Annotated in this window: 18 protein-coding genes; 10 read left to right on the top strand and 8 right to left on the bottom strand. The window is 59.5% G+C overall.

Features of this window, described 5'->3' with window-relative positions; translation table 11 throughout:
• Positions 1-89 precede the first annotated feature (89 nt).
• Together ACSQ87_RS10460 and ACSQ87_RS10455 are read left to right on the top strand one after the other, a co-directional pair.
• Positions 90-710 carry an HAD family phosphatase gene (locus ACSQ87_RS10460; RefSeq protein WP_223431968.1) on the top strand — a complete coding sequence of 207 codons (621 nt, stop codon included), beginning with the start codon at positions 90-92 and terminating at the stop codon, positions 708-710.
• 110 nt (positions 711-820) lie between these two features.
• Entirely contained in the window at positions 821-1,084 is a 264-nt protein-coding gene (locus ACSQ87_RS10455) for a DUF4404 family protein (protein ID WP_008151367.1), read from the top strand.
• A 170-nt stretch (positions 1,085-1,254) separates the two neighbouring features.
• On the opposite strand, the gene queF is transcribed toward ACSQ87_RS10455, so the two are convergent.
• Complete coding sequence (gene queF / locus ACSQ87_RS10450; RefSeq protein WP_223431969.1) at positions 1,255-2,085, bottom strand: NADPH-dependent 7-cyano-7-deazaguanine reductase QueF; 831 nt, start codon at positions 2,083-2,085, stop codon at positions 1,255-1,257.
• A gap of 61 nt (positions 2,086-2,146) precedes the next feature.
• A complete protein-coding gene (gene copI, locus ACSQ87_RS10445; RefSeq protein WP_223431970.1) occupies positions 2,147-2,668 on the bottom strand; it encodes a copper-resistant cuproprotein CopI in 522 nt (173 codons plus the stop codon).
• A gap of 155 nt (positions 2,669-2,823) precedes the next feature.
• On the opposite strand from copI, the gene ACSQ87_RS10440 reads away from it, so the two are divergent.
• The gene (locus tag ACSQ87_RS10440; RefSeq protein ID WP_223431971.1) at positions 2,824-3,504 is read left to right on the top strand and encodes a heavy metal response regulator transcription factor; all 681 of its coding nucleotides are present in this window, start codon (positions 2,824-2,826) and stop codon (positions 3,502-3,504) included.
• On the top strand, positions 3,504-4,853 hold the full coding sequence (locus ACSQ87_RS10435; protein WP_223431972.1) for a heavy metal sensor histidine kinase: 1,350 nt from the start codon (positions 3,504-3,506) through the stop codon (positions 4,851-4,853). Before ACSQ87_RS10440 ends, ACSQ87_RS10435 begins: the two co-directional genes overlap by 1 nt.
• Positions 4,854-4,973: 120 nt before the next feature.
• Here ACSQ87_RS10435 and ACSQ87_RS10430 read toward each other — a convergent pair whose 3' ends face one another.
• The 3 genes from ACSQ87_RS10430 to ACSQ87_RS10420 all read right to left on the bottom strand — a co-directional run bounded on the left by ACSQ87_RS10430 (position 4,974) and on the right by ACSQ87_RS10420 (position 8,224).
• Complete coding sequence (locus ACSQ87_RS10430; protein ID WP_223431973.1) at positions 4,974-6,218, bottom strand: lipoprotein-releasing ABC transporter permease subunit; 1,245 nt, start codon at positions 6,216-6,218, stop codon at positions 4,974-4,976.
• Between the two features lie 64 nt (positions 6,219-6,282).
• Positions 6,283-6,966 (bottom strand): lipoprotein-releasing ABC transporter ATP-binding protein LolD, encoded by a 684-nt coding sequence (gene lolD, locus ACSQ87_RS10425; RefSeq protein WP_223431974.1) that lies wholly within the window; start codon positions 6,964-6,966, stop codon positions 6,283-6,285.
• Between the two features lie 7 nt (positions 6,967-6,973).
• Positions 6,974-8,224 (bottom strand): lipoprotein-releasing ABC transporter permease subunit, encoded by a 1,251-nt coding sequence (locus ACSQ87_RS10420; protein ID WP_223431975.1) that lies wholly within the window; start codon positions 8,222-8,224, stop codon positions 6,974-6,976.
• A gap of 94 nt (positions 8,225-8,318) precedes the next feature.
• Here ACSQ87_RS10420 and ACSQ87_RS10415 point away from each other — a divergent pair, with 94 nt between their 5' ends.
• Both ACSQ87_RS10415 and ACSQ87_RS10410 read left to right on the top strand, forming a co-directional pair.
• Positions 8,319-8,900, top strand: a complete 582-nt coding sequence (locus ACSQ87_RS10415) for a PilZ domain-containing protein (RefSeq protein ID WP_223431976.1) — start codon at positions 8,319-8,321, stop codon at positions 8,898-8,900.
• Between the two features lie 14 nt (positions 8,901-8,914).
• Positions 8,915-9,637 (top strand): glycerophosphodiester phosphodiesterase, encoded by a 723-nt coding sequence (locus ACSQ87_RS10410; RefSeq protein ID WP_223431977.1) that lies wholly within the window; start codon positions 8,915-8,917, stop codon positions 9,635-9,637.
• Between the two features lie 42 nt (positions 9,638-9,679).
• Here the strand turns inward: ACSQ87_RS10410 and sthA are convergent, their stop codons facing one another.
• Complete coding sequence (gene sthA, locus ACSQ87_RS10405) at positions 9,680-11,074, bottom strand: Si-specific NAD(P)(+) transhydrogenase (protein WP_046047831.1); 1,395 nt, start codon at positions 11,072-11,074, stop codon at positions 9,680-9,682.
• Between the two features lie 207 nt (positions 11,075-11,281).
• On the bottom strand, positions 11,282-12,331 hold the full coding sequence (locus ACSQ87_RS10400; RefSeq protein ID WP_223431978.1) for an FAD:protein FMN transferase: 1,050 nt from the start codon (positions 12,329-12,331) through the stop codon (positions 11,282-11,284).
• A gap of 88 nt (positions 12,332-12,419) precedes the next feature.
• On the opposite strand from ACSQ87_RS10400, the gene ACSQ87_RS10395 reads away from it, so the two are divergent.
• Entirely contained in the window at positions 12,420-13,718 is a 1,299-nt protein-coding gene (locus ACSQ87_RS10395) for an MFS transporter (protein WP_223431979.1), read from the top strand.
• 184 nt (positions 13,719-13,902) lie between these two features.
• Here ACSQ87_RS10395 and ACSQ87_RS10390 read toward each other — a convergent pair whose 3' ends face one another.
• Complete coding sequence (locus tag ACSQ87_RS10390) at positions 13,903-15,366, bottom strand: glyceraldehyde-3-phosphate dehydrogenase (RefSeq protein ID WP_192407181.1); 1,464 nt, start codon at positions 15,364-15,366, stop codon at positions 13,903-13,905.
• A 362-nt stretch (positions 15,367-15,728) separates the two neighbouring features.
• Here ACSQ87_RS10390 and mfd point away from each other — a divergent pair, with 362 nt between their 5' ends.
• From mfd to ACSQ87_RS10375, 3 genes are read left to right on the top strand one after another with little or no spacing between them, the layout of a single operon-like run.
• Positions 15,729-19,178: a transcription-repair coupling factor gene (gene mfd, locus ACSQ87_RS10385; protein ID WP_095128744.1), complete on the top strand. Its 3,450-nt coding sequence runs from the start codon at positions 15,729-15,731 to the stop codon at positions 19,176-19,178.
• A gap of 10 nt (positions 19,179-19,188) precedes the next feature.
• Positions 19,189-19,755, top strand: coding sequence for a CsiV family protein (locus ACSQ87_RS10380; protein WP_223431980.1), 567 nt, complete (start codon positions 19,189-19,191; stop codon positions 19,753-19,755).
• 10 nt (positions 19,756-19,765) lie between these two features.
• Entirely contained in the window at positions 19,766-22,456 is a 2,691-nt protein-coding gene (locus tag ACSQ87_RS10375; protein ID WP_223431981.1) for a DEAD/DEAH box helicase, read from the top strand.
• Positions 22,457-22,527 lie beyond the last annotated feature (71 nt).

Below are 22,527 nucleotides of genomic sequence, written 5' to 3'. Positions count from 1 at the left end.
CGCAAGGCATGATTGTGAGCGATTCACATCAGTGTCACTCAACTGTCACTGTCGCGCCCTAGCCTTGAGGCTATTTCAGGGACGTTGATATGCCGCATGCCGAAACCTTGCCCCACATTGCGCCCAGCCTGACCGCCGTCCTGTTCGGCCTCAGTGGTTGCCTGGTGGATTTCGGTGCCCGCACACGCGCACAGGGCATCCCCTCTGCCATACACGCTGAGGCTACGCCCGGCGCGCTGGATAGCCTGCGCAGCTTGCAAAATCAGCAGATTCCCTGTGCCTGGCTTGATGAACTCCCCCCTGCCCTCAGCCATTCCCTGGCCGTTGCATTGCCTTCATGGATCAAATCCTCGCAACACCTCGAAACAAACAATCCATGGCCGGCGCCGCACGCCTGCTGGCAAGCCTTGATGACGTTGAATGTTGAACGACTGGAGGGTTGCGTGCTGGTCAGCGGCGAACCACGATTGCTGCAAGCGGGGCTCAATGCCGGATTGTGGACGATCGGGTTGGCGTCCTGTGGCTCACTCTGCGGCCTGGCGCCCAACGAATGGCAGGCGCTGACTCAGCAGGAACGGGAATTCAAACGCGGCAAGGCAACGGTGCAACTGTTCAGTCTGGGTGTGCATTCGGTGATCGATCACCTCGGTGAACTCGACACCTGCCTGGCCGACATCAGCCTGCGCCGGCTCAAGGGCGAAAAGCCCTGATCGAGATCATGCAGGTTACGCGCGAGTGGATTAATCTAAAGGTCAAGCCATAGACTTTTGGCATGCTGCTGCGGTCTATGCCAGTGCCTATCGATAAAAGGAAGAACGCCATGCCTGCCCGCGAACTGCAACAACAACTCAATACTCTGCGCGAGCAATTGGAACAGAATCCACCGCTGACCGAAGCCGAGCGCGAAGACCTGCACGCGCTGATGCAACAGATCGAACTGGAACTGGAGCTCGAAACCAAAACCCAGGACTCCAGCCTCGCCGACAATGTGAACCTGGCCGTTGAACGCTTCGAAATCGAACACCCGACCCTTGCCGGCACCTTGCGCAACATCGTGCAAGCCCTGGCGAATATGGGGATCTGAACCCCGAATACGCAAAAGCCCCGCTAGTGATAGCGGGGCTTTTTTGTTTCTGCGACCTGAAATGCAATCCATTGTAGGAGCGAGCCTGCTCGCGATGGCTGAGTGTCAGTCAACATCAATGTTGAATGTGCTGGACTCATCGCGAGCAGGCTCGCTCCCACAGTGGTTCTTTATTGGCGGACCAGACGGTGGTTTGGCAGTTGAACGGTTTCAGTGCTGCGATACGGGTTGATGTCCAACCCACCGCGCCGCACATACCGCGCATACACCGTCAATTTCTCCGGTTTCAACAACCGTTGCAGGTCGAGAAAGATCCGCTCCACGCACTGTTCGTGGAAGTCGGAGTGCTGACGGAAGCTCACGATGTATTCCAGCAAACTCGCGTGATCCAGCGCCGCGCCACGGTATTCCACCGCCACGCTGCCCCAGTCCGGCTGACTGGTGACCGGGCAGTTGGATTTGAGCAAATGACTGTGCACGCTCTCTTCCACAATGCGCGATTCATCGCAACGCAGCAGTTCCGGACGCGGGTGTTCATAGTTGCTGACGCTGATGTCCAGATCATCAATGCACACACCCGGCAACGCCACGACGCCTTCAGCCTCGACGTCCCTCAGGCTACGAATCCGCACGCCGACCGGTTTACCGGCAGCGGCCGACAGGTCTTTCGCCAACGTCGCTTCGAGGCTCGCGGTGTCGGCAAACGGTGTCTGGTTCAGGGAGTTGAGGTACAGCTTGAACGACTTCGATTCGATGATATTCGGCGAATCCGCCGGGATACTGAACTCGCCAATCGCCACCACTGGCTTGCCGGACGGCAACAGCCACGACAGTTCGAAGCAATTCCAGAAATCCACGCCCTTGTACGGCAGGGTTTCAGCCGTCAGGCCCAGCTCGGCCCATTTCGCGGTGCGCGGGATCGGGAACAGCAAGGACGGCGTGTAGGTGGCGATGTATTCGCTGGATTTGCCCAGCGGCGAGTGTTCGGCTGCGGGATGCATGTCGGAAACCTGACTGAAGAATCAGCGGATTCTACCAGCCTTTGCTCCCGCCTTTGAGTGCTTACTGACTGACAGTCATCTTGCCGACCATGCCGGCCTGGTAATGACCGGGGATGTTGCAGGCAAATTCCAGATTGGTAGCCTTGGTGAAGGTCCAGGTCAGCTCGGCGGTTTTGCCCGGCTCGACGAGCACGCTATTGGGGTCGTCGTGTTTCATTCCATGCTCCATACCGGCCATGGCGCCGTGGTCCATTTCCTTCATGCCTGTAGGCATCAGCATGCCGCTCTGCTGCATCTTCATCATTTCCTGCTGATGTTTGGCGTGCATCGCCGCGTCACCGAGGTTGAATTCGTGCAACAACTGGCCTTTATTCACCAACACAAAACGAACCGTCTCACCGGCCTTGATATCAATCGCCTTGGGCGTGAACGACATGTCGCCCATGACGACTTCAACGCTGCGAGTCGCCTTGGCCGCCGGGGCCGGCTGGCCGAAGTCGTAGGTATGCGCCGGGGAAGCCCACGCCGGCGAGCTCAACGCCAGCAAACACGCAACGCGCACCAGTGATTTGCGCAAAAACATAGTCGTACTCCAACAAGATAAGGTTCAGCCTGTGGAAAACTCTAAACTGCTGCGACTGCCCGCAACCTGACAGCCAGATTACAACTTTGTCAGGTTGACCTGTATTAACGCCACCCACGGTATAAAGCGTTCGCTCCATTTACCTCGAGTCGCCCATGAAACTGCTGATCGTCGAAGACCAACCGAAAACCGGCCACTACTTGCGCCAAGGCCTGACCGAAGCCGGTTTCAATACTGAACTGGTGGCGGACGGCAGCACCGGCCAGCAACTAGCGTTGTCCGGCGATTACTCGCTGTTGATCCTTGATGTGATGCTGCCCGGTCGCGATGGCTGGGAGATTCTGCAAGCGGTGCGCAGTGCCGGCCTCGACACGCCGGTACTGTTTCTGACAGCGCGCGACGCGGTGGAGGACAGGGTCCACGGCCTCGAACTGGGTGCCGACGACTACCTGGTCAAACCGTTCGCCTTCTCCGAACTGCTGGCCCGGGTCCGCAGCCTGTTGCGTCGCGGTAGCGCTACACCTCAAGAAACCAGCCTGCAACTGGCGGACTTGCGTCTGGACCTGATCCGCCGCCGGGTCGAACGCAGCGGTCAGCGCATCGACCTGACGGCCAAGGAATTCGCCCTGCTGGAAATGCTCCTGCGCAGGCAAGGCGAAGTCCTGCCCAAGTCGTTGATCGCTTCCCAGGTCTGGGACATGAATTTCGACAGCGACACCAATGTCATCGAAGTGGCGATCCGTCGTTTGCGCCTGAAGATCGACGATGAGTTTCCGAACAAGTTGATTCACACCGTGCGCGGCATGGGTTACGTCCTTGAAGAGCGCCCCGCCTGATGCGTCGACTTTCGTTAAGCAGTCGCCTGGCGCTGCTGTTTGCGGCGTGCACCGCCGTGGTGTCGCTGTTTGCCGGGGTGTTGTTCAGCCAAGCCAGTGAAGCGCATTTCGTTGAACTCGATCAGCAATTGCTGGACGGCAAATTGATTGGGTTGCGTAGGGCACTTCATGACATTCAGTCGAGTGAAAGCGACGTCAAACTGGCCGATGAATTGAGCCGACAGGCTGATCTGTCGCTGCGGATCACTGGCAGCGACGGCAAGCGCTGGTATGACAGTTCAACGAACCTGCCCCAGGCATTGCCGACCCAACCGGGTTTGTCCACGGTGAGCAGCGAAGGTACCGACTACCGCGTCCTCAACGCTCCGTTGTACCTCGACAAACCTGACTCGCCGCAGTTGACCTTGCTGCTGGACATCACCCATCACCAGCACTTTCTGCAACGCATGCAGCACCTGATCTGGCTGACAGTCGGTTTGTCGGCGCTGGCCACCGCCCTGCTCGGCGCCTGGGCCGCGCGCAGTGGGTTGCGTCCGTTACGGCGCATGAGTACGGTTGCCAGCGGCGTTTCAGCGCAGTCGCTCAATGCTCGCCTGCCCGAAGAAAACATGCCGCCAGAACTCGCGGAAATGGCCCACAACTTCAACGCCATGCTCGGACGCCTCGACGACTCTTTTCAGCGGCTCTCGGCCTTCTCCGCCGACATCGCCCATGAATTGCGCACGCCATTGTCGAACCTGCTGACCCACACCCAGGTCACCCTCACCCGCCCACGCCCCATTGAGGATTATCGCGAAGCACTGCACAGCAATCTCGAAGAACTGCAATGGATGGCGCAACTGGTCAACGACATGTTGTACCTGGCCAAGGCTGACCACGGGTTGTTGATGCCCAAGCGCGAACCGCTGGAACTGGCGGAAGAAGCGGATCTGTTGCTGGAGTTTTTTGCCCCGTTGGCGGAGGACGCTCAGGTCAGGTTGAGTCGTGAAGGCAGTGCGCGCATGGAGGGCGATCGCAGCATGTTGCGTCGGGCGCTTTCCAATTTGCTGGACAATGCGTTGCGGTTTACGCCAATCGAAGGCGAGGTTCGGGTGCGGATTGTTGATCAGCCTAAGGGGTTGAGCTTGACGGTGGAGAACAGCGGCGACGGAATTGACGGGGCGTTGCTGCCGCGTTTATTTGATCGCTTCTACCGGGCTGATCCGGCGCGTCAGGAAGGCAGTAGTGAACATGCAGGACTGGGATTGGCGATCACTCAGTCAATCATCCGCGCCCATGGCGGCCAGATTCGTTGCGAATCGGATAACGGGTGGACGCGGTTTGTGATTGAGTTGCCAAAGGGAGAATGAGGCCAGCAGGTCTGGCCCCTTCGCGAGCAAGCCCGCTCCCACATTAGATCTGAGTCAACTCGGTCAAGTGTGGGAGCGGGCTTGCTCCGGGCGGCGTTCCGACGAAAGCGGTGTAACGGCTTACGAATACCGCAACGCGGTAGCCGGCTCGACTTTCGCCGCACGCCATGCCGGGTAAACGGTGGCGAGGAAGCTCAGTATGAACCCGGCGGAGCAGATCAACACCACATCCGCCCCCTGCAGTTCGGACGGCAAGTTACTGACGAAGTACACGTCTGAACTGAAGATGTGCTGCCCGCTGACCCGCTCCATCCAGCCCACCAGTTCACTGACGTTCAGCGCCGCAATCACGCCAAGCACGCCACCAATCAACGTACCGACAACCCCGATCACGGTGCCCTGCACCATGAAGATCGCCATGATCTGCCGCGGCGAAGCGCCAATGGTCCGCAGGATCGCGATGTCCGCGCCCTTGTCGTTCACCACCATGATCAGGGTTGCGATGATGTTGAACGCCGCCACCGCGACGATCATCAGCAACAGCAAACCGATCATGGTTTTTTCCATCTTCATCGCACTGAACAGACTGCCCTGTGTGTGAGTCCAGTCATCAGCCTTGTAAGCGGTGCCCAGCCCGCCAGCAATATCGCTGGAAACCTTCGGCGCAGCGTACAAATCCTTTACCGCCAGGCGCACGCTCTGTACCTGATTCGGAGCCCAGTGCTGCATCTGCGCGGCATCGGCCACGTGGATCAGCGCCATGGAGCCGTCCAGCTCGGCGCCAACCTTGAACACGCCGACCACGTTCAACCGCTGCATGCGCGGGGTGATGCCGCCCGGTGCAGTGCTGACTTCAGGCACGATCAGGGTGATCTTGTCGCCAACGTTCAAGCGGAAGCGGCGTGCCGTGATCTCGCCGATCACCACACCAAACTCACCCGGCTTCAAGGCATCGAGACGGCCCTGAACAATGTGCTGGGCAACGATCGACACCTTGCCTTCGAGCGCCGGATCGACGCCACTGACCTGAATCGGCTGCATCGTCCCCTTGTAGGACAGCATGCCTTCCATCTCAGTGAACGGCACGGCGGCCGTCACTTCAGGATTCTTCATGGCGGCAGCAGCGACGGGCTGCCAATCGTCGATCGGATTGACGCCGACGATAGTCGCGTGAGGCACCATGCCGAGGATGCGCGAGCTCATTTCACGCTGGAAGCCGTTCATCACCGACAGCACCACGATCATCGCCAGCACGCCCAGGGCGAGGCCGATCATCGAGGTCATCGAGATGAAGGAAACAAAGCGATTGCGGCGCTTGGCGCGGGTATAGCGCGCGCCGATAAAGATCGATAACGGTCTGAACATTCGCTGGGCACCGTATAAAAATAAAAGACCCGACGCACTGTTCAGTACGTCGGGTTTCGGCCAATCAGATGGGCGTCAGGTAACCTTCCTGCAGATGCAGGACGCGATCCATCTGGCGGGCCAGGTTCATGTCGTGAGTCACCACCAGGAACGCCGTGCGCATCGAGGTGCTGAGTTCCAGCATCAAATCCTGAATGCCCTGGGCGGTGTGGGAGTCGAGGTTGCCAGTCGGCTCGTCGAGCATCACCAGGCCTGGCTTGTTCACCAGGGCGCGGGCGATGGCTACACGCTGACGTTCGCCACCGGACAACTCGGCCGGTTTGTGTTCCAGGCGATGACCCAGCCCTACCCGCTCCAGCAATGCCGTCGCACGCTGACGCGCTTGCGGGATGGCCGTCTTGCCGATCAGCAGCGGCATGCAGACGTTTTCCAGCGCGGTGAACTCAGGCAGCAAGTGGTGGAACTGGTAAACGAAACCCAGCGATCGATTGCGCAGCAAACCGCGAGCCTTTTCGTTCAGCGCCGAGAGCTCTTCACCGGCCAGCCAGACGCTGCCCTTGGTCGGTGTATCGAGGCCGCCCAGCAGGTTGAGCAAGGTACTTTTGCCCGAGCCCGAGGTACCGACAATCGCCACGCGCTCGCCCGGATGCAGCTCCAGTTGCAGACCGGCCAGAACCTCTACCGACTCCGGGCCTTCCTCGTAGGATTTGCCCAGGTTGCGGCAGCTCAAGATTGCTTTATCACTCATGCCCAACTCACTCATAACGTAGCGCCTCCGCAGGCTGGGTGCGCGCGGCACGCCAGGCTGGATACAGGGTGGCGAGGAAACTCAGGACCAACGCGGCGGCGCAGACCATCAACACATCCTGGCTCTGCACTTGCGACGGCAGGTAATCGATAAAGTACACGTCGGCATTCAGGAATTTGTGCCCGATCAGCCCTTCGAGGGCCGAGATCGCGGCGCTGACGTTCAACGCGGCGAAGATCCCGACCACGGCGCCGATCAGCGTACCGACCACACCAATGACGGTGCCCTGCACCATGAAGATCGCCATGATCGAACCCGGCGTGGCGCCAAGGGTGCGCAGAATCGCGATGTCGCCCTTCTTGTCGTTCACCACCATCACCAGCGTGGAAATGATATTGAACGCGGCAACGGCAACGATCAGCAGCAACAGCAAACCGATCATGGCTTTTTCCATGCGGATCGCCTGATACAGATTGCCGTGGGTGCGCGTCCAGTCGCGGGCATAGAAATGGTCTTCGCCGAGTTGCTGGGCGATGGTCCACGCGACGCGTGGCGCCTGGAACAGGTCGTCGAACTTCAGGCGGATGCCCTGGACCTGATCCGGCTTCCAGCGATGCAGCTTGGCCAGATCCTGCAGATTGGTGATGCCCAGATAGCCGTCCAGCTCACCGGCGCCGACATGGAAGATGCCGACCACGGTAAAGCGTTTCATGCGCGGGAACATCCCGGCCGGGGTCACGGTGACTTCCGGCGCCACAAACGTCAGCTTGTCGCCGATCGCCGCACCCAACTTGGCCGCGGCCTTGTCACCGATGACGATGCCGAAACTGCCCGGCGCCAGGTCGTCGAGTTTGCCCTGCTGCATGAAGTTATCAATGATCGAGACCTGCCGTTCCAGCGCAGGGTCGATGGCATTGAGCAGGACTTTGGAGACCTTGCCGTTGTTGGTCAGCAACCCCTGCATCTGGGTAAACGGCGCCACGGCCGTCACCTGCGGGTTCTGCTTGACCTTGGCGGCCAGGCTTTTCCAGTCACTGATTGGATCACCGGACTCGATGGTCGCGTGGGGCACCATGCCCAGCACGCGGGTGCGCATCTCATGATCGAAGCCGTTCATGACCGACAGCACCACGATCATCACGACCACGCCAAGGGCGAGTCCGATCATCGAGGTCAGGGAAATGAATGACACAAAATGATTGCGACGCTTTGCACGGGTATAACGCGTGCCAATAAATACGAAGAGAGGTCTGAACATGTCGGGGCTTGTTCGGAGGGAAAAGGAACGTCCTTGTGGCGGGGGTCGATAACCAGCTTTACACTCAGACCACCGCCGCTACCATGGGTTCGCCATGTCGACATTAGATGAAGAAGATCGCCGCGAATACTACCGTATCGAGGACACGATCGCACTGGAAATTCGGCCCCTGTCCGCTCCCGAAGCCGCAGGCCAGGAAGTGTTGCAGGATGCTTCCCCTCTGTTCAACTTGCTCAGCGAACTGCACCTGAGCGAATTCGAGTCACAGCACCTGCTGCGCCAGATCAGTGAGCGCGACCGGAACCTCGCTGCGTTCCTGAAATCCCAGAATAAACGCATCGATTTACTCAGCCAGGTGATCGCAATCACCGTGCTCGGGCAGATCGGCGAGCCGCAGCCGGTGATCATTTCCGAAGGCGGGATCGAATTTCAGCATCCGACGCCCATTGCCGAGGACGCGCACCTGTCGGTCAAACTGGTACTGATGCCGCAAGCACTCGGACTCTTGTTGCGGGCTCGCGTCACCCATTGCGATCGCAAAGGCGACGGCTATGACGTCGGCACCGAGTTCGAATACCCGACCGATGCCCAGCGCCAATTGCTGGCCCGCTACATTTTGCAGAAGCAGGCCCAGGAACGACGTCTGGCCCGCGAACAAAACGAATCAGGCATTTAATTTAAGGAAGAACCGTGACTCTCATCTACGGCCATCGCGGCGCCAAGGGCGAAGCACCGGAAAATACGCTGACCAGCTTTCAGCAATGCCTCAAGCACGGCGTGCGCCGCTGCGAACTGGACCTGCACCTGTCCATGGACGGCGAGTTGATGGTCATCCATGACCCGACGCTCAAACGCACCACCGACCGTCGCGGCAAAGTCGTCGAGCACACGGCAGCCGAGTTGGTGACCTACGATGCGCGCACTGGCGGACCGGGCTGGATCAAACCGTGCCCGATTCCAACACTGGAAGAACTGTTCGAGAAATGCGATTTCGAGCACTGGCAGCTGGAAGTCAAAAGCGCTTCGCGCACCCGCGCCGCGACTACGGTGCTGGCAATTCGCGAAATGGCTCAGCGTTTCGGTGTGCGGGACAAGATCACGATTACGTCGAGTTCACGCGAAGTGTTGAAAGCCGCGCTGGACTTCGTGCCGGACGTGTCCCGCGGATTGGTGGCCGAGTACGCCTGGCTCGACCCGTTGAAGGTCGCGCAAAGCTATGGCTGTGAGATTCTGGCGCTGAACTGGACCCTGTGTACGCCGGAACGCCTGCAGAAGGCGCAGCGTCAGGGGCTGCATGTGTCGGTATGGACGGTCAACGAGCCCGCGCTAATGCGCAGACTCGCCGACTTCGGCGTTGACAGCCTGATTACAGACTTTCCCGGTTTGGCCAGCGCCACGCTCGAGAATTGCTGAAATCGGTCTCCCCGGCCGGCTCAGGCCACCGGCCGGAGCCGCTCAAAAAAGCCGGTTGAGGCCATCGTACGCCGCTACCCGATAGGCTTCGGCCATGGTCGGGTAGTTGAACGTCGTGTTGACGAAGTACTTCAGCGTGTTCATTTCGCCCGGCTGGTTCATGATCGCCTGACCAATGTGAACGATCTCCGACGCCTGATAACCGAAGCAGTGAACGCCCAGCACTTCCAGGGTTTCGCGGTGGAACAGAATCTTCAGCATGCCCTGAGGCTCGCCGGCGATCTGTGCACGCGCCATGCCCTTGAAGAACGCCTTGCCCACTTCGTACGGCACTTTGGCCTGAGTCAGCTCCTGCTCGTTCTTGCCGATCGAGCTGATCTCCGGAATGGTGTAGATGCCAGTCGGCACGTCGTTGACGAAGCGCCAGCTATTGTTGTCAACGATGCTGCCAGCGGCCGAACGACCCTGGTCGTGAGCAGCGCTGGCCAGGCTCGGCCAACCAATCACGTCACCGGCACCGTAGATGTTCGGCTTGCAGGTACGGTAGGCCTCGTCGACTTCGATCTGGCCACGGCTGTTGACCTTCACGCCGACGTTTTCCAGACCCAGTTGATCGGTGTTACCGGTACGGCCGTTACACCAGAGCAAGGCGTCGGCCTTGATCTTCTTGCCGGACTTGAGGTGCAGGATCACGCCGTTGTCCACGCCTTCGACGCGGTCGTAGTCTTCGTTGTGGCGAACCGTGATGTTGTTGTTGCTGAAGTGATAGCTCAGGGCCTGGGAAATTTCCGAGTCGAGGAAGCTCAGCAACTGACCGCGGTTGTCCACCAGCTCAACCAATACACCCAGACCACTGAAGATCGAAGCGTACTCACAACCAATCACGCCAGCGCCGTAAACGATGAGTTTGCGCGGGGTGTGGCCGAGGCTGAGGATGGTGTCGCTATCGTAGATACGCGGGTGGTGGAAATCGATGTCCGCCGGACGATAAGGGCGCGAGCCGGTGGCGATGATGATGTGCTTGGCCACCAGTTTTTCGACCACGCCATTGGCGCAGACCACTTCAATGGTTTGCTCGTCAGCGAAGCTGCCGGTGCCGAAGAACACGTCGACGCGGTTACGGGCGTAGTAGCCGGTGCGCGAAGCGACTTGTTTGGAGATGACTTTTTCAGCGCTTTTCAACACGTCCGGGAACGAGAACCAGCGCGGCTCACCAATGGCCCGGAACATCGGGTTGGTGTTGAACTGCATGATCTGCCGGACCGAGTGACGCAGTGCCTTGGACGGGATGGTGCCCAGGTGGGTGCAGTTGCCGCCGACCTGGCGACGGCTATCGACCATCGCCACCTTGCGCCCTGCTTTGGCGGCGTTCATTGCCGCGCCTTCTCCCGCAGGGCCGGAACCCAGCACCACCACGTCGTAGTTGTAGACAGCCATGCATACTCCTCAGAACAGGCCGCGGCGCCCTCGGCACCTGCGGCTAAATCACGCCGATCTGCGGCGTGAAGGAACAATTTGGGGCCAGTGCAGAACCCGGACACAGTCTATATAAGCGTCAACGCCGCGCACATTAACCCTTGGTCGCGTCGTAGGCTAGTTTTGCCTGCACTACAACGCCAGTCTTTGCTGCTTGAATCGCCGCGATCACTCGGTTTTTCCGCCACTCAGGCGTTCAAAAGCCTGCGTGGTTCGTGTGACGAATCCTGTATCGGCACGAATCACAAAGAATGCACCGATGTCATGCGTTTCGGCATAGTCCCAACCCCTTTCGGGCCCCAGAATCAGCAACAGCGTCGATAAGCCATCGGCCATCAACGCTGAAGGATGAATCACCGTGACTGACGCAAGAGTGTGTAAGACCGGCGCCCCGGTGCGGGCATCGAAGGTGTGGGAATAACGCCGACCGTCCTGCTCGAAATAGTTGCGGTAATCGCCGGAAGTGGAAACGCCGTAGCCGTCGACGGCGATGATGCGCTCGGCCACTTGCTGATCGTTGCGGGGTTCTTCCAGGGCGATGCGCCACGGTGAGCCGTCGAGTTTCTTACCGGCGGCCTTGAGTTCGCCGGTGGCTTCGGCGAGGTAACTGTGGATGCCCATTGCTTCGAGTTTTGCGGCAATCGTGTCGACCGCGTAACCGGCGGCGATGCTGTTGAAGTCGACCTCGACCGCGGCGTCCTTGCACAGCTGATCGCCGTCGATACGCAGGTGCGCGTGACCGACGCGCTGCCTTACTTCGGCGAGCGCTTCGGCAGTAGGGACTTTTTCCTCACGACCCTGCGGGCCAAATCCCCAGAGATTGAGCAGCGGTTCCACGGTCAGGTCGTAGGAGCCTTCGCTTTGGGATGACAATTGCTCGCCCACACGGATCAATTCGAGCACAGGGCCAGGCATGACCTGACAGCGACCGGCCGGCAGTGCATTGAAGCGTTCGGTGTCCGAGTCGCTGCGATAGGTCGAGAATTGTCGATCCACTTCGGCGAGGATATTTTCTACTTCGGCCTGCACCGCTTTCGGCCCGGGCGTGGAGGAATGTCTTACGTATTGAATGGAATAACGACTGCCCATGGTCGGGCCGTCGAAGCGTTCCAGGCTGTCGCCGTTGCCACAACCGGACAAAATGCCGGCCAGCACCACAAGCCCACTCCACCGTCCAGTTAACAATTCTTCATCCCCCCTCAAAACCGCGCCCGCCATTATGGGCCTCAGAGCGCGTGGGAGCGAGCCTGCTCGCTCCCACAGGTGCAGCGTTTCAAACAAGATTTACCAGCGTGAGTACCTACAAATGTCTGCCAACACGAGCAAAGGCAAAGCGATTTTTCGCGTTGTCAGCGGTAACTTTCTCGAGATGTTCGACTTTATGGTCTACGGCTTTTACGCCACGGCCATCGCCAAAACCTTCTTCCCTGCCGACAGCGCTTTTGCCTCACTGATGTTGTCCCTGGCCACCTTCGGTGCCGGTTTCCTGATGCGCCCATTGGGGGCGATTTTCCTCGGTGCCTATATCGATCGTCACGGTCGACGCAAAGGCCTGATCATCACCCTCGCAATGATGGCCGCCGGCACGGTACTGATCGCCTGCGTGCCGGGTTACGCCACATTGGGCGTTGCGGCGCCGCTAATCGTGCTGTTCGGTCGCCTGCTGCAAGGCTTCTCGGCCGGCGTGGAACTGGGCGGTGTGTCGGTCTACCTCGCCGAGATTTCCACCCCGGGCCGCAAAGGTTTCTTTGTCAGTTGGCAGTCCGCCAGTCAGCAAGCGGCGGTCGTGTTCGCCGGCCTGCTCGGCGTGGGATTGAACCACTGGCTCAGCCCGGAACAAATGGGCGACTGGGGCTGGCGCGTGCCGTTCCTGATCGGCTGCATGATCGTGCCGGTGATCTTCGTGATTCGTCGCTCGCTGGAAGAAACCCCGGAATTCCAGGCGCGTAAACACCGCCCTACCCTGCGGGACGTCGTCCGCTCGATCAGCCAGAACTTTGGCATCGTCATCGCCGGTATGGCGTTAGTGGTGATGACCACGGTGTCGTTCTATCTGATCACCGCCTACACCCCGACCTTCGGTAAAGCCGAACTGCATTTGTCGGATCTGGATGCGTTGCTGGTGACGGTGTGTATCGGTCTGTCGAACTTCTTTTGGCTACCGGTGATGGGAGCGTTTTCCGACAGGATCGGACGCAAACCCTTGCTGCTGGCGGCGACGATTCTGGCGATCCTCACCGCCTATCCCGCCCTGTCGTGGCTGGTAGCGAACCCGAGCTTCAGCCACCTGCTGATCGTCGAGTTATGGCTGTCGTTCCTGTATGGCTCGTATAACGGCGCCATGGTCGTGGCGCTGACCGAGATCATGCCGGTGGAAGTTCGTACGACTGGATTCTCCTTGGCCTACAGCCTGGCAACCGCGACCTTCGGGGGATTTACGCCGGCGGCGTGTACGTACCTGATTCATGTGCTGGATAACAAGGCTGCACCGGGGATATGGCTCAGTGGTGCGGCGGTGTTGGGGTTGATCGCGACGCTGGTGTTGTTCCGTGGCAATCGGCATGAATTGCCGACTGCGCAAGCCTCTGTGGTCGGCGGCGCCTGATCCATCGCCTTCGCGAGCAAGCCCGCTCCCACATTTGACCGCGTCCGCCGGGACAACTCGATCAAATGTGGGAGCGGGCTTGCTCGCGAAGAGGCCAACACCGACAACACACCTGCAACGGACCAAACCGCACAAACAAAAACGCCCCGACCAAAGTCGGGGCGTTTTCATGTGCAGCTAACGCTTAGCGCGGGAATGCAGGCGGGTTTACACCGGCCATGTCTTCCATCACGCGAACCACCTGGCAGCTGTAACCGAATTCGTTGTCGTACCAAACGTACAGAACAACGCGGTTGTCTTGGCTGATGGTTGCTTCAGCGTCCACCACGCCTGCGTGGCGCGAGCCAACGAAGTCGGTGGACACCACTTCCTGCGAATTGACGTAGTCGATTTGCTTATGCAGATCGGAGTGCAGCGCCATGTAGCGCAGGTACTCGTTCATCTCTTCACGGGTGGCGGCTTTCTCAAGGTTCAGGTTGAGAATGGCCATCGACACGTTTGGCGTCGGAACGCGGATCGCGTTACCGGTCAGCTTGCCGGCCAGCTCAGGCAAAGCCTTGGCAGCAGCGGTGGCAGCACCGGTCTCGGTGATTACCATGTTCAACGCGGCGCTACGGCCACGGCGATCGCCTTTGTGGAAGTTGTCGATCAGGTTCTGGTCGTTGGTGTACGAGTGAACCGTTTCAACGTGACCGTTGATGATGCCGAACTTGTCGTTGACGGCTTTGAGCACCGGCACGATGGCGTTGGTGGTGCAGGAAGCCGCGGAAACGATCTTGTCATCAGCGGTGATTTCACCGTGGTTGATGCCGTGAACGATATTCTTCAGCTTGCCTTTGCCAGGCGCGGTCAGAACAACGCGATCAATACCCGGGCAAGCCAAGTGCTGGCCCAGACCGTCGGCGTCACGCCACACACCGGTGTTGTCCACCAGCAGTGCGTCTTTGATGCCGTACTGGGTGTAGTCCACTTCAGTCGGGTTTTTCGCGTAGATAACCTGGATCAGGTTGCCGTTGGCGGTGATGGTGTTGTTGGCTTCATCAATGGTGATGGTGCCATCGAACGGACCATGAACCGAATCACGACGCAGCAGGCTGGCACGTTTGACCAGATCGTTCTCGGCGCCCTTGCGGACAACGATGGCGCGCAGACGCAGGCCGTCGCCACCACCGGTTTTCTCGATCAGGATGCGCGCCAGCAGACGGCCGATACGACCGAAGCCGTACAGAACAACGTCGGTACCTTTGCGGGCGGAAACATTTTGCTGACCAACGACGTCAGCCAGTTCTTCACGGACGAACTGCTCGGCAGTACGGCCATTGCCTTCAGCCTTGAACTTGACTGCAAGCTTGCCCAGGTCTACCGAAGCAGCGCCGAGCTTGAGCTCGCTCATTGCCTTGAGCAGCGGGAATGTTTCGTGGACGGACAATTCGCTGTCATCAGACTGACGATGACGAGCAAAGCGGTGAGCTTTGAGAATCGCAATGACTGAACGATTGATCAGGCTGCGGCCATAGATCGAGCTCACCACGTTGTTATTGCGGTAGAGCTGACCGATAAGCGGAATCATCGCTTCTGCGAGTGCTTCACGGTCGATCCATTCACCAAGACACTGGTCGGGCTTCTGAGTCACGGGAACCTTCCACATGTAGGGGCAGAAAAAAGGGGCTACATTATGCCGCCGAGTGCCTCCCGTAGCAATGCGCGCCTGTCGCGTGGCCAGTAACAAAATCCTCTTCGAAAAAATAACGCACGGCTCAAGCCCAATAAAACCGTGGCCTGCAGCGCAGTCGTTTTTTGGGAGACAACGCTGTCTTGTCTGTAACCCTCCGTAACACTCGGTCGTTTTGCCACTACATATTCAGTGATTTTTACTAAAAAACGGGCCGATTTTGTCTTTACCACTACATTTCGCCCAACCTGCGTAATAGACACATCTGCAACTGACAGGCGGCACCCGGGACCGCTACAATTACCGACTTTGTCGCAACGCTTGGAGCTCAACCTTCCGTGCCCGTTCTGCGTCTACCGCTTCTCCCTGCCGCGGCAGGTAAACAGCACTGGGGCAACCTGCCCGGTGCCGCCCTGAGCCTGGCCATTGCCGAGGCCGCCAGCGCTGCCAAGCGCTTCACCCTGCTACTGACTGCCGACAGCCAAAGTGCCGAACGGCTGGAACAGGAGCTGAGTTTCTTCGCCCCGGATTTGCCGGTGCTGCATTTCCCGGACTGGGAAACGCTGCCCTACGATCTGTTTTCGCCGCACCAGGACATTATTTCCCAGCGAATCTCCGCGTTGTATCGACTGCCAGAGCTGAGTCATGGCGTTTTGGTCGTGCCGATCACGACGGCCCTGCATCGCCTGGCACCGACCAAATTCCTGCTCGGAAGCAGCCTGGTGCTGGACATCGGCCAGAAGCTCGATGTCGAGCAAATGCGCACGCGGCTTGAGGCCAGCGGCTATCGCTACGTCGATACCGTCTACGAGCATGGCGAATTCACCGTGCGCGGCTCGTTGATCGACCTGTTCCCGATGGGCAGCAAACTGCCTTTTCGAATTGACCTGTTCGACGACGAAATCGAGACCCTTCGTACCTTCGATCCGGAAAACCAGCGCTCTATCGACAAGGTTGAAACGGTTCGCCTCCTGCCAGCGAGAGAGTTTCCGCTGCAAAAGGATGCGGTCACCCGCTTCAAGGCGCGCTTTCGCGAGCGTTTCGATGTCGACTTCCGTCGCTGCCCGATCTTCCAGGACTTGAGCAGCGGGATTACCCCGGCCGGTATCGAGTACTACCTGCCGCTGTTCTTCGACGAAACTTCCACGCTGTTCGATTACCTGCCCCAGGACACGCAAGTGTTTTCCCTGCCCGGCATCGAGCAGGCGGCGGAAAATTTCTGGAACGACGTGCGCAATCGCTATGAAGAGCGTCGCGTCGATCCGGCCCGTCCTTTATTGCCGCCAGCTGAACTGTTCCTGCCAGTGGAAGATTGCTTCGCTCGGCTGAAGAACTGGCCGCGCGTGGTTGCCAGTCAACAGGACGTGGAAACCGGCGTCGGTCGCGAGCGCTTCCCCGCTCGGGAGCTGCCGAACCTGGCCATCGAAGCCAAGGCCACCCAACCGTTGGCGGCGCTGGCGGGTTTCCTCGACGAGTTTCCCGGTCGCGTGCTGTTTACCGCCGAGTCCGCGGGCCGTCGTGAAGTGTTGCTGGAATTGCTGGAACGCTTGAAACTGCGACCGAAAACCGTCGACAGCTGGCCGGACTTTGTCGCAAGCAAAGAGCGCCTGGCGATCACCATCGCGCCGCTCGACGAAGGCCTGGTGCTTGACGACCCGGCCCTGGCCCTGGTCGCCGAAAGCCCTCTGTTCGGTCAGCGCGTGATGCAGCGCCGTCGCCGCGAGAAACGCGCCGATGCCAACAACGATGCCGTCATCAAGAACCTCACCGAGCTGCGCGAAGGCGCGCCGGTGGTGCATATCGATCACGGCGTCGGTCGCTATCTCGGGCTGACGATCCTGGAAATCGATAGTCAGGCAGCCGAATTCCTGACCCTCGAATACGCCGAAAACGCCAAGCTATACGTGCCGGTGGCCAACCTGCATCTGATCGCCCGATACACCGGCAGCGACGATGCCCTGGCCCCACTGCACCGCCTGGGCTCCGAGACCTGGCAGAAAGCCAAACGCAAAGCCGCCGAACAGGTGCGCGACGTGGCGGCTGAATTGCTCGACATCTATGCCCGCCGCGCCGCTCGCGAAGGTTATGCGTTCGCCGACCCGAAAGCCGATTACGCAACCTTCAGCGCGGGCTTCCCGTTCGAAGAAACCCCGGACCAGCAAACCACCATCGAAGCGGTGCGCACCGACATGCTCGCGCCGAAACCGATGGACCGTCTGGTCTGCGGCGACGTCGGTTTCGGCAAGACCGAAGTGGCGATGCGCGCCGCGTTCATTGCGGTGCATGGCGGTCGTCAGGTGGCGATTCTGGTGCCGACCACCCTGCTCGCCCAGCAGCATTACAACAGCTTCCGCGACCGCTTCGCCGATTGGCCGGTGAGCGTGGAAGTGATGAGTCGCTTCAAGTCGACCAAGGAAGTCAACGCCGCGGTCGCGGACCTGGCCGAAGGCAAGATCGACATCGTCATCGGCACGCACAAGCTGCTGCAGGACGACGTGAAAATCAAAAACCTGGGGCTGGTGATCATCGACGAAGAGCACCGTTTCGGTGTCCGTCAGAAGGAACAGCTCAAGGCCCTGCGCAGTGAAGTCGACATCCTCACCCTGACCGCCACGCCGATTCCGCGTACGCTGAACATGGCGGTGTCGGGCATGCGCGACCTGTCGATTATCGCCACGCCGCCGGCCCGTCGCCTGTCGGTACGGACTTTCGTCATGGAGCAGAACAAGAGCACGGTCAAAGAGGCCTTGCTTCGTGAGCTGTTGCGTGGCGGTCAGGTCTATTACCTGCACAACGACGTGAAGACCATCGAGAAATGCGCCGCCGACCTCGCCGAACTGGTGCCGGAAGCACGGATCGGTATCGGCCACGGGCAGATGCGTGAACGCGATCTCGAACAAGTGATGAGCGACTTCTACCACAAGCGCTTCAACGTGCTGATCGCCTCGACCATCATCGAGACCGGCATTGACGTGCCTAGCGCCAACACCATCATCATCGAGCGTGCCGACAAGTTCGGCCTGGCGCAGCTGCACCAGTTGCGCGGCCGGGTCGGTCGCAGTCACCACCAGGCTTACGCTTATTTGCTGACGCCGCCGCGTCAGCAAATCACGCCTGACGCCGAAAAACGCCTGGAAGCGATCGCCAATACCCAGGACCTCGGCGCGGGCTTCGTGCTCGCCACCAACGACCTGGAAATCCGTGGCGCCGGCGAATTGCTCGGCGACGGGCAGAGCGGACAGATCCAGGCCGTCGGTTTCACGCTGTACATGGAGATGCTCGAGCGCGCAGTGAAGTCGATCCGCAAGGGCGAACAACCGAACCTCGACCAGCCGCTCGGCGGTGGTCCGGAAGTCAATCTGCGGGTACCGGCGTTGATTCCCGAGGACTATCTGCCGGACGTGCACGCCCGACTGATTCTCTACAAACGCATCGCCTCGGCCACCGACGAGGAAGGCCTCAAGGACTTGCAGGTGGAGATGATCGATCGTTTCGGCCTGTTGCCGGAACCGACCAAGAACCTGATGCGCATTACCGCGCTGAAATTGCAGGCCGAGCTACTGGGCATCAAGAAAGTCGACGGCGGCCCGCAAGGTGGCCGAATCGAGTTCGCGACGCAAACCCCGGTCGACCCGCTGACGCTGATCAAACTGATCCAGAGCCAGCCCAAACGCTACAAATTCGAAGGCGCCACGATGTTTAAATTCCAGGTGCCGATGGAGCGCCCGGAAGAGCGCTTTAATACTGTAGAGGCGCTGTTTGAGCACCTCATTCCGAAAACTGCTTGAAGGACGCCGCATGCGCCTGTTTCGCTTACTGATTCTGTTGATGACCCTGGTTGCGCCAACGACGTTTGCCGATGACCTGTACCAGATAGAAATGATTCTGGTCCGCCAAAACGCCGTGCCGGCGATCGTCAGCCGCGCCGCGCCGGAAGACTGGGCTGCCGGAGCTCAGCCCATCAACCCCGACAGCCTGCGCACACCGAGTCTCAATGCCGAAGTGGAAAAACTCACCGCCAGCAATGAATACACGGTATTGCTGCACAAGGCCTGGCAACAGACTCTCGGCGAAGAGGCCAGCAAAGTCGCGATCAGCGAGGGCAAGGAACAGTTCGGTCAGTTCCCGATCGAGGGCACGCTGAGCATGAAACTGGGGCGGTTCACCGATGTGGATGCAGACTTCTGGGTCAACCAGATCGACGCCAACGGCTTGGTCACCGCCAGCGAAAGCATGAAACAGGAAAGCCACACCAAGAACGGCCAGCTGAACTTCCTCGACAACGGCCATCTCGGCCTGCTGATCAAGATCACCTCGCTGACGTCCCCTGCGCCTCGGCCAGTCCCCGATGAAATTCCGGACTGATTGAGTCCTTATGCCCCCGACCCTGAGCAAACCCCTGGCACCTTCCTGGGTCAGCCGATTCAAGGAACAGAGCCTGGAGCGTGGCCGCCGCTACGCTTTGGAGAACCGCGTCAGGATCGTCGAGGCCGGCGACGCCACAATCATTGCCGCCTGCGAGGGCTCTGGCGGTAACGTTTACCGCCAGACCATTCGCCTGCGCGAGTCAGCCAAAGCCACGTTGCTGATGATCGATGCCACTTGCACCTGCCCGGTCCACAGCAACTGCAAGCACTGCGCGGCGGTGCTGCTGAAAGTGCAGGAAACCCTGGCTTATCCCGCTGCCGCGCAAGACGCCGAGCTACTCGAGAAACTTCAAGCCGTACTGGAAAACCGTAGCCCGAAGGCGCCGCCACAAGTGCTGGTGGATAACGTGCAACCGGTGCCGCGCCTGTGGCTGGCGAGCATCGAATTCAGCGCCTTCGAACCGCGCAACGGCAAGATGCAGCGTTATATTCAGCATCGCGCGGCGTTGTCTTTCAGCTATCTGGATGAATACGTTTCCGGGCAGAAGAACGCTGACATCCTGATTCGTCAGGAGACGCAAACGTTACGAATAAAACGCCACCCGGAAGTCGAACAGACCTACAGGGAGCAGCTACGAATCCTCGGCTTCAAGGTTGCCACCCGGCAAAGCAAGGCCTTGCCGGAAAGCGCCGGCGAACTTTTCGAGATGGTCAACGACAGCGCCTGGCTGACTTTCACCCTCAATGAACTGCCGAAGCTGCGCACCCAGGGCTGGGAGTTGCAGATCGACGAAGACTTCGGTTTCGACCTGACTGCCGTGGACGATTGGTACGCCACCGTCGAACAAGCGCCGGAGCGTGACTGGTTCGATCTGGAGCTGGGAATCATCGTCAACGGCGAGCGGCTGAGTCTGCTGCCGATCCTGCTCAACCTGATGCGCTCTCACACCGAGATCCTCAATCCGGAACGCCTCGCCCGACGTCGCGACGACGAGTTGATCCTGGTGAACATTCCCAATCGCCCGAACTCTGAGTACGGCCCGCTGCAAGTCGCCCTGCCCTTCGGCCGATTGAAACCGGTACTGGCGACCCTCGGCGAGTTCTACCTGCAAGGGCCCGGTGAAACGACGCTGCGCCTGAGCAAGGCCGATGCCACGCGACTGAATCCACTGGAAGACCTGCCGTTGCTTTGGGAGGGTGGCGAGCAAATTCGCACCTTTGCCCAGCGGCTGCGGGACATCAAGGACTTCACCGGGACCGCACCGGAAGGCTTGAACGCGACCTTGCGCCCCTATCAGCTGGAAGGCTTGAGCTGGATGCAGTCGTTGCGACAACTGGAAGTCGGCGGGATTCTCGCGGACGACATGGGTCTGGGCAAAACCCTACAGACCCTGGCGCACATTCTCAGCGAGAAGAACGCCGGACGCCTCGATCGGCCGTGCATGGTGGTGATGCCCACCAGCCTGATCCCAAACTGGCTGGATGAAGCGGCGCACTTCACGCCGCAACTCAAAGTGCTGGCACTGTACGGCGCCAGCCGCAAAAAGCATTTCGACACGCTGGCCGATTACGACCTGATCCTGACCACCTATGCGTTGCTGCCCAAGGACGTCGAACGTCTGGCGGCCCAGCCTTTGCACGTATTGGTTCTGGACGAGGCGCAATACATCAAGAACCCCAACAGCAAGGCCGCCCACGCTGCCCGCGAGTTGAATGCCCGTCAGCGCCTGTGCCTGAGCGGCACGCCGCTGGAAAACCACCTGGGTGAGCTGTGGTCGCTGTTTCACTTCCTGCTGCCCGGCTGGCTGGGTGATGTAAAAAGCTTCAATCGCGATTACCGCGTGCCAATCGAAAAGCGCGCCAGCGAAGTACGACTTCAGCACCTCAATGGCCGGATAAAACCGTTCCTGCTGCGTCGAACCAAGGAACAGGTGGCGACCGAGTTGCCGCCGAAAACCGAAATCATCCATTGGGTCGAGCTCAACGAAGCCCAGCGCGACGTGTACGAAACCATGCGTCTGGCGATGGACAAGAAAGTCCGCGACGAGATCACCCGCAAGGGCGTGGCGCGCAGCCAGATCATCATTCTTGAAGCGCTGCTGAAGCTGCGCCAGGTCTGCTGCGATCTGAGGCTGGTCAACGATGCCACCCTGCCCACCCGCGGCAGCACGTCGGGCAAGCTCGACAGCCTGATGGAAATGCTTGAGGAATTGTTCGATGAGGGTCGGCGGATTCTGCTGTTCTCGCAGTTCACTTCAATGCTGTCGCTGATTGAAGACGAGCTGAAAAAACGCGGCGTCGATTATGCGCTGCTGACCGGGCAGACCCGCGACCGGCGCGCCCCGGTAAAAGACTTCCAGAGCGGCAAGCGTCAGATCTTTCTGATCAGCCTGAAGGCAGGTGGCGTCGGCCTGAACCTGACCGAAGCCGACACGGTGATCCACTACGATCCGTGGTGGAATCCGGCGACGGAAAATCAGGCAACTGACCGGGCGTATCGCATTGGTCAGGAGAAGCCGGTGTTCGTCTATAAGATGATTGCCAGAGGCACGGTGGAAGAGAAGATTCAGCATCTGCAGAAGGAAAAATCCGACTTGGCGGCTGGCGTGCTGGATGGGCGCAAGACCGGGGACTGGAAGTTGCAGAGTGATGATATTGAAGCGTTGTTTGCGCCGTTGCCGGATAAACTCGAAAAATAGCGGCAATAGGTAAATCGCCTTCGCGAGCAGGTGATCACTGCACCTGTGGGAGCGAGCCTGCTCGCGAAAGG

The organism is Pseudomonas sp. LjRoot277, assembly GCF_964253845.1.
GTDB lineage: Bacteria > Pseudomonadota > Gammaproteobacteria > Pseudomonadales > Pseudomonadaceae > Aquipseudomonas.
Note: the sequence above shows the minus strand (reverse complement) of the source record. Positions and strands in the feature narration are given on the sequence as shown.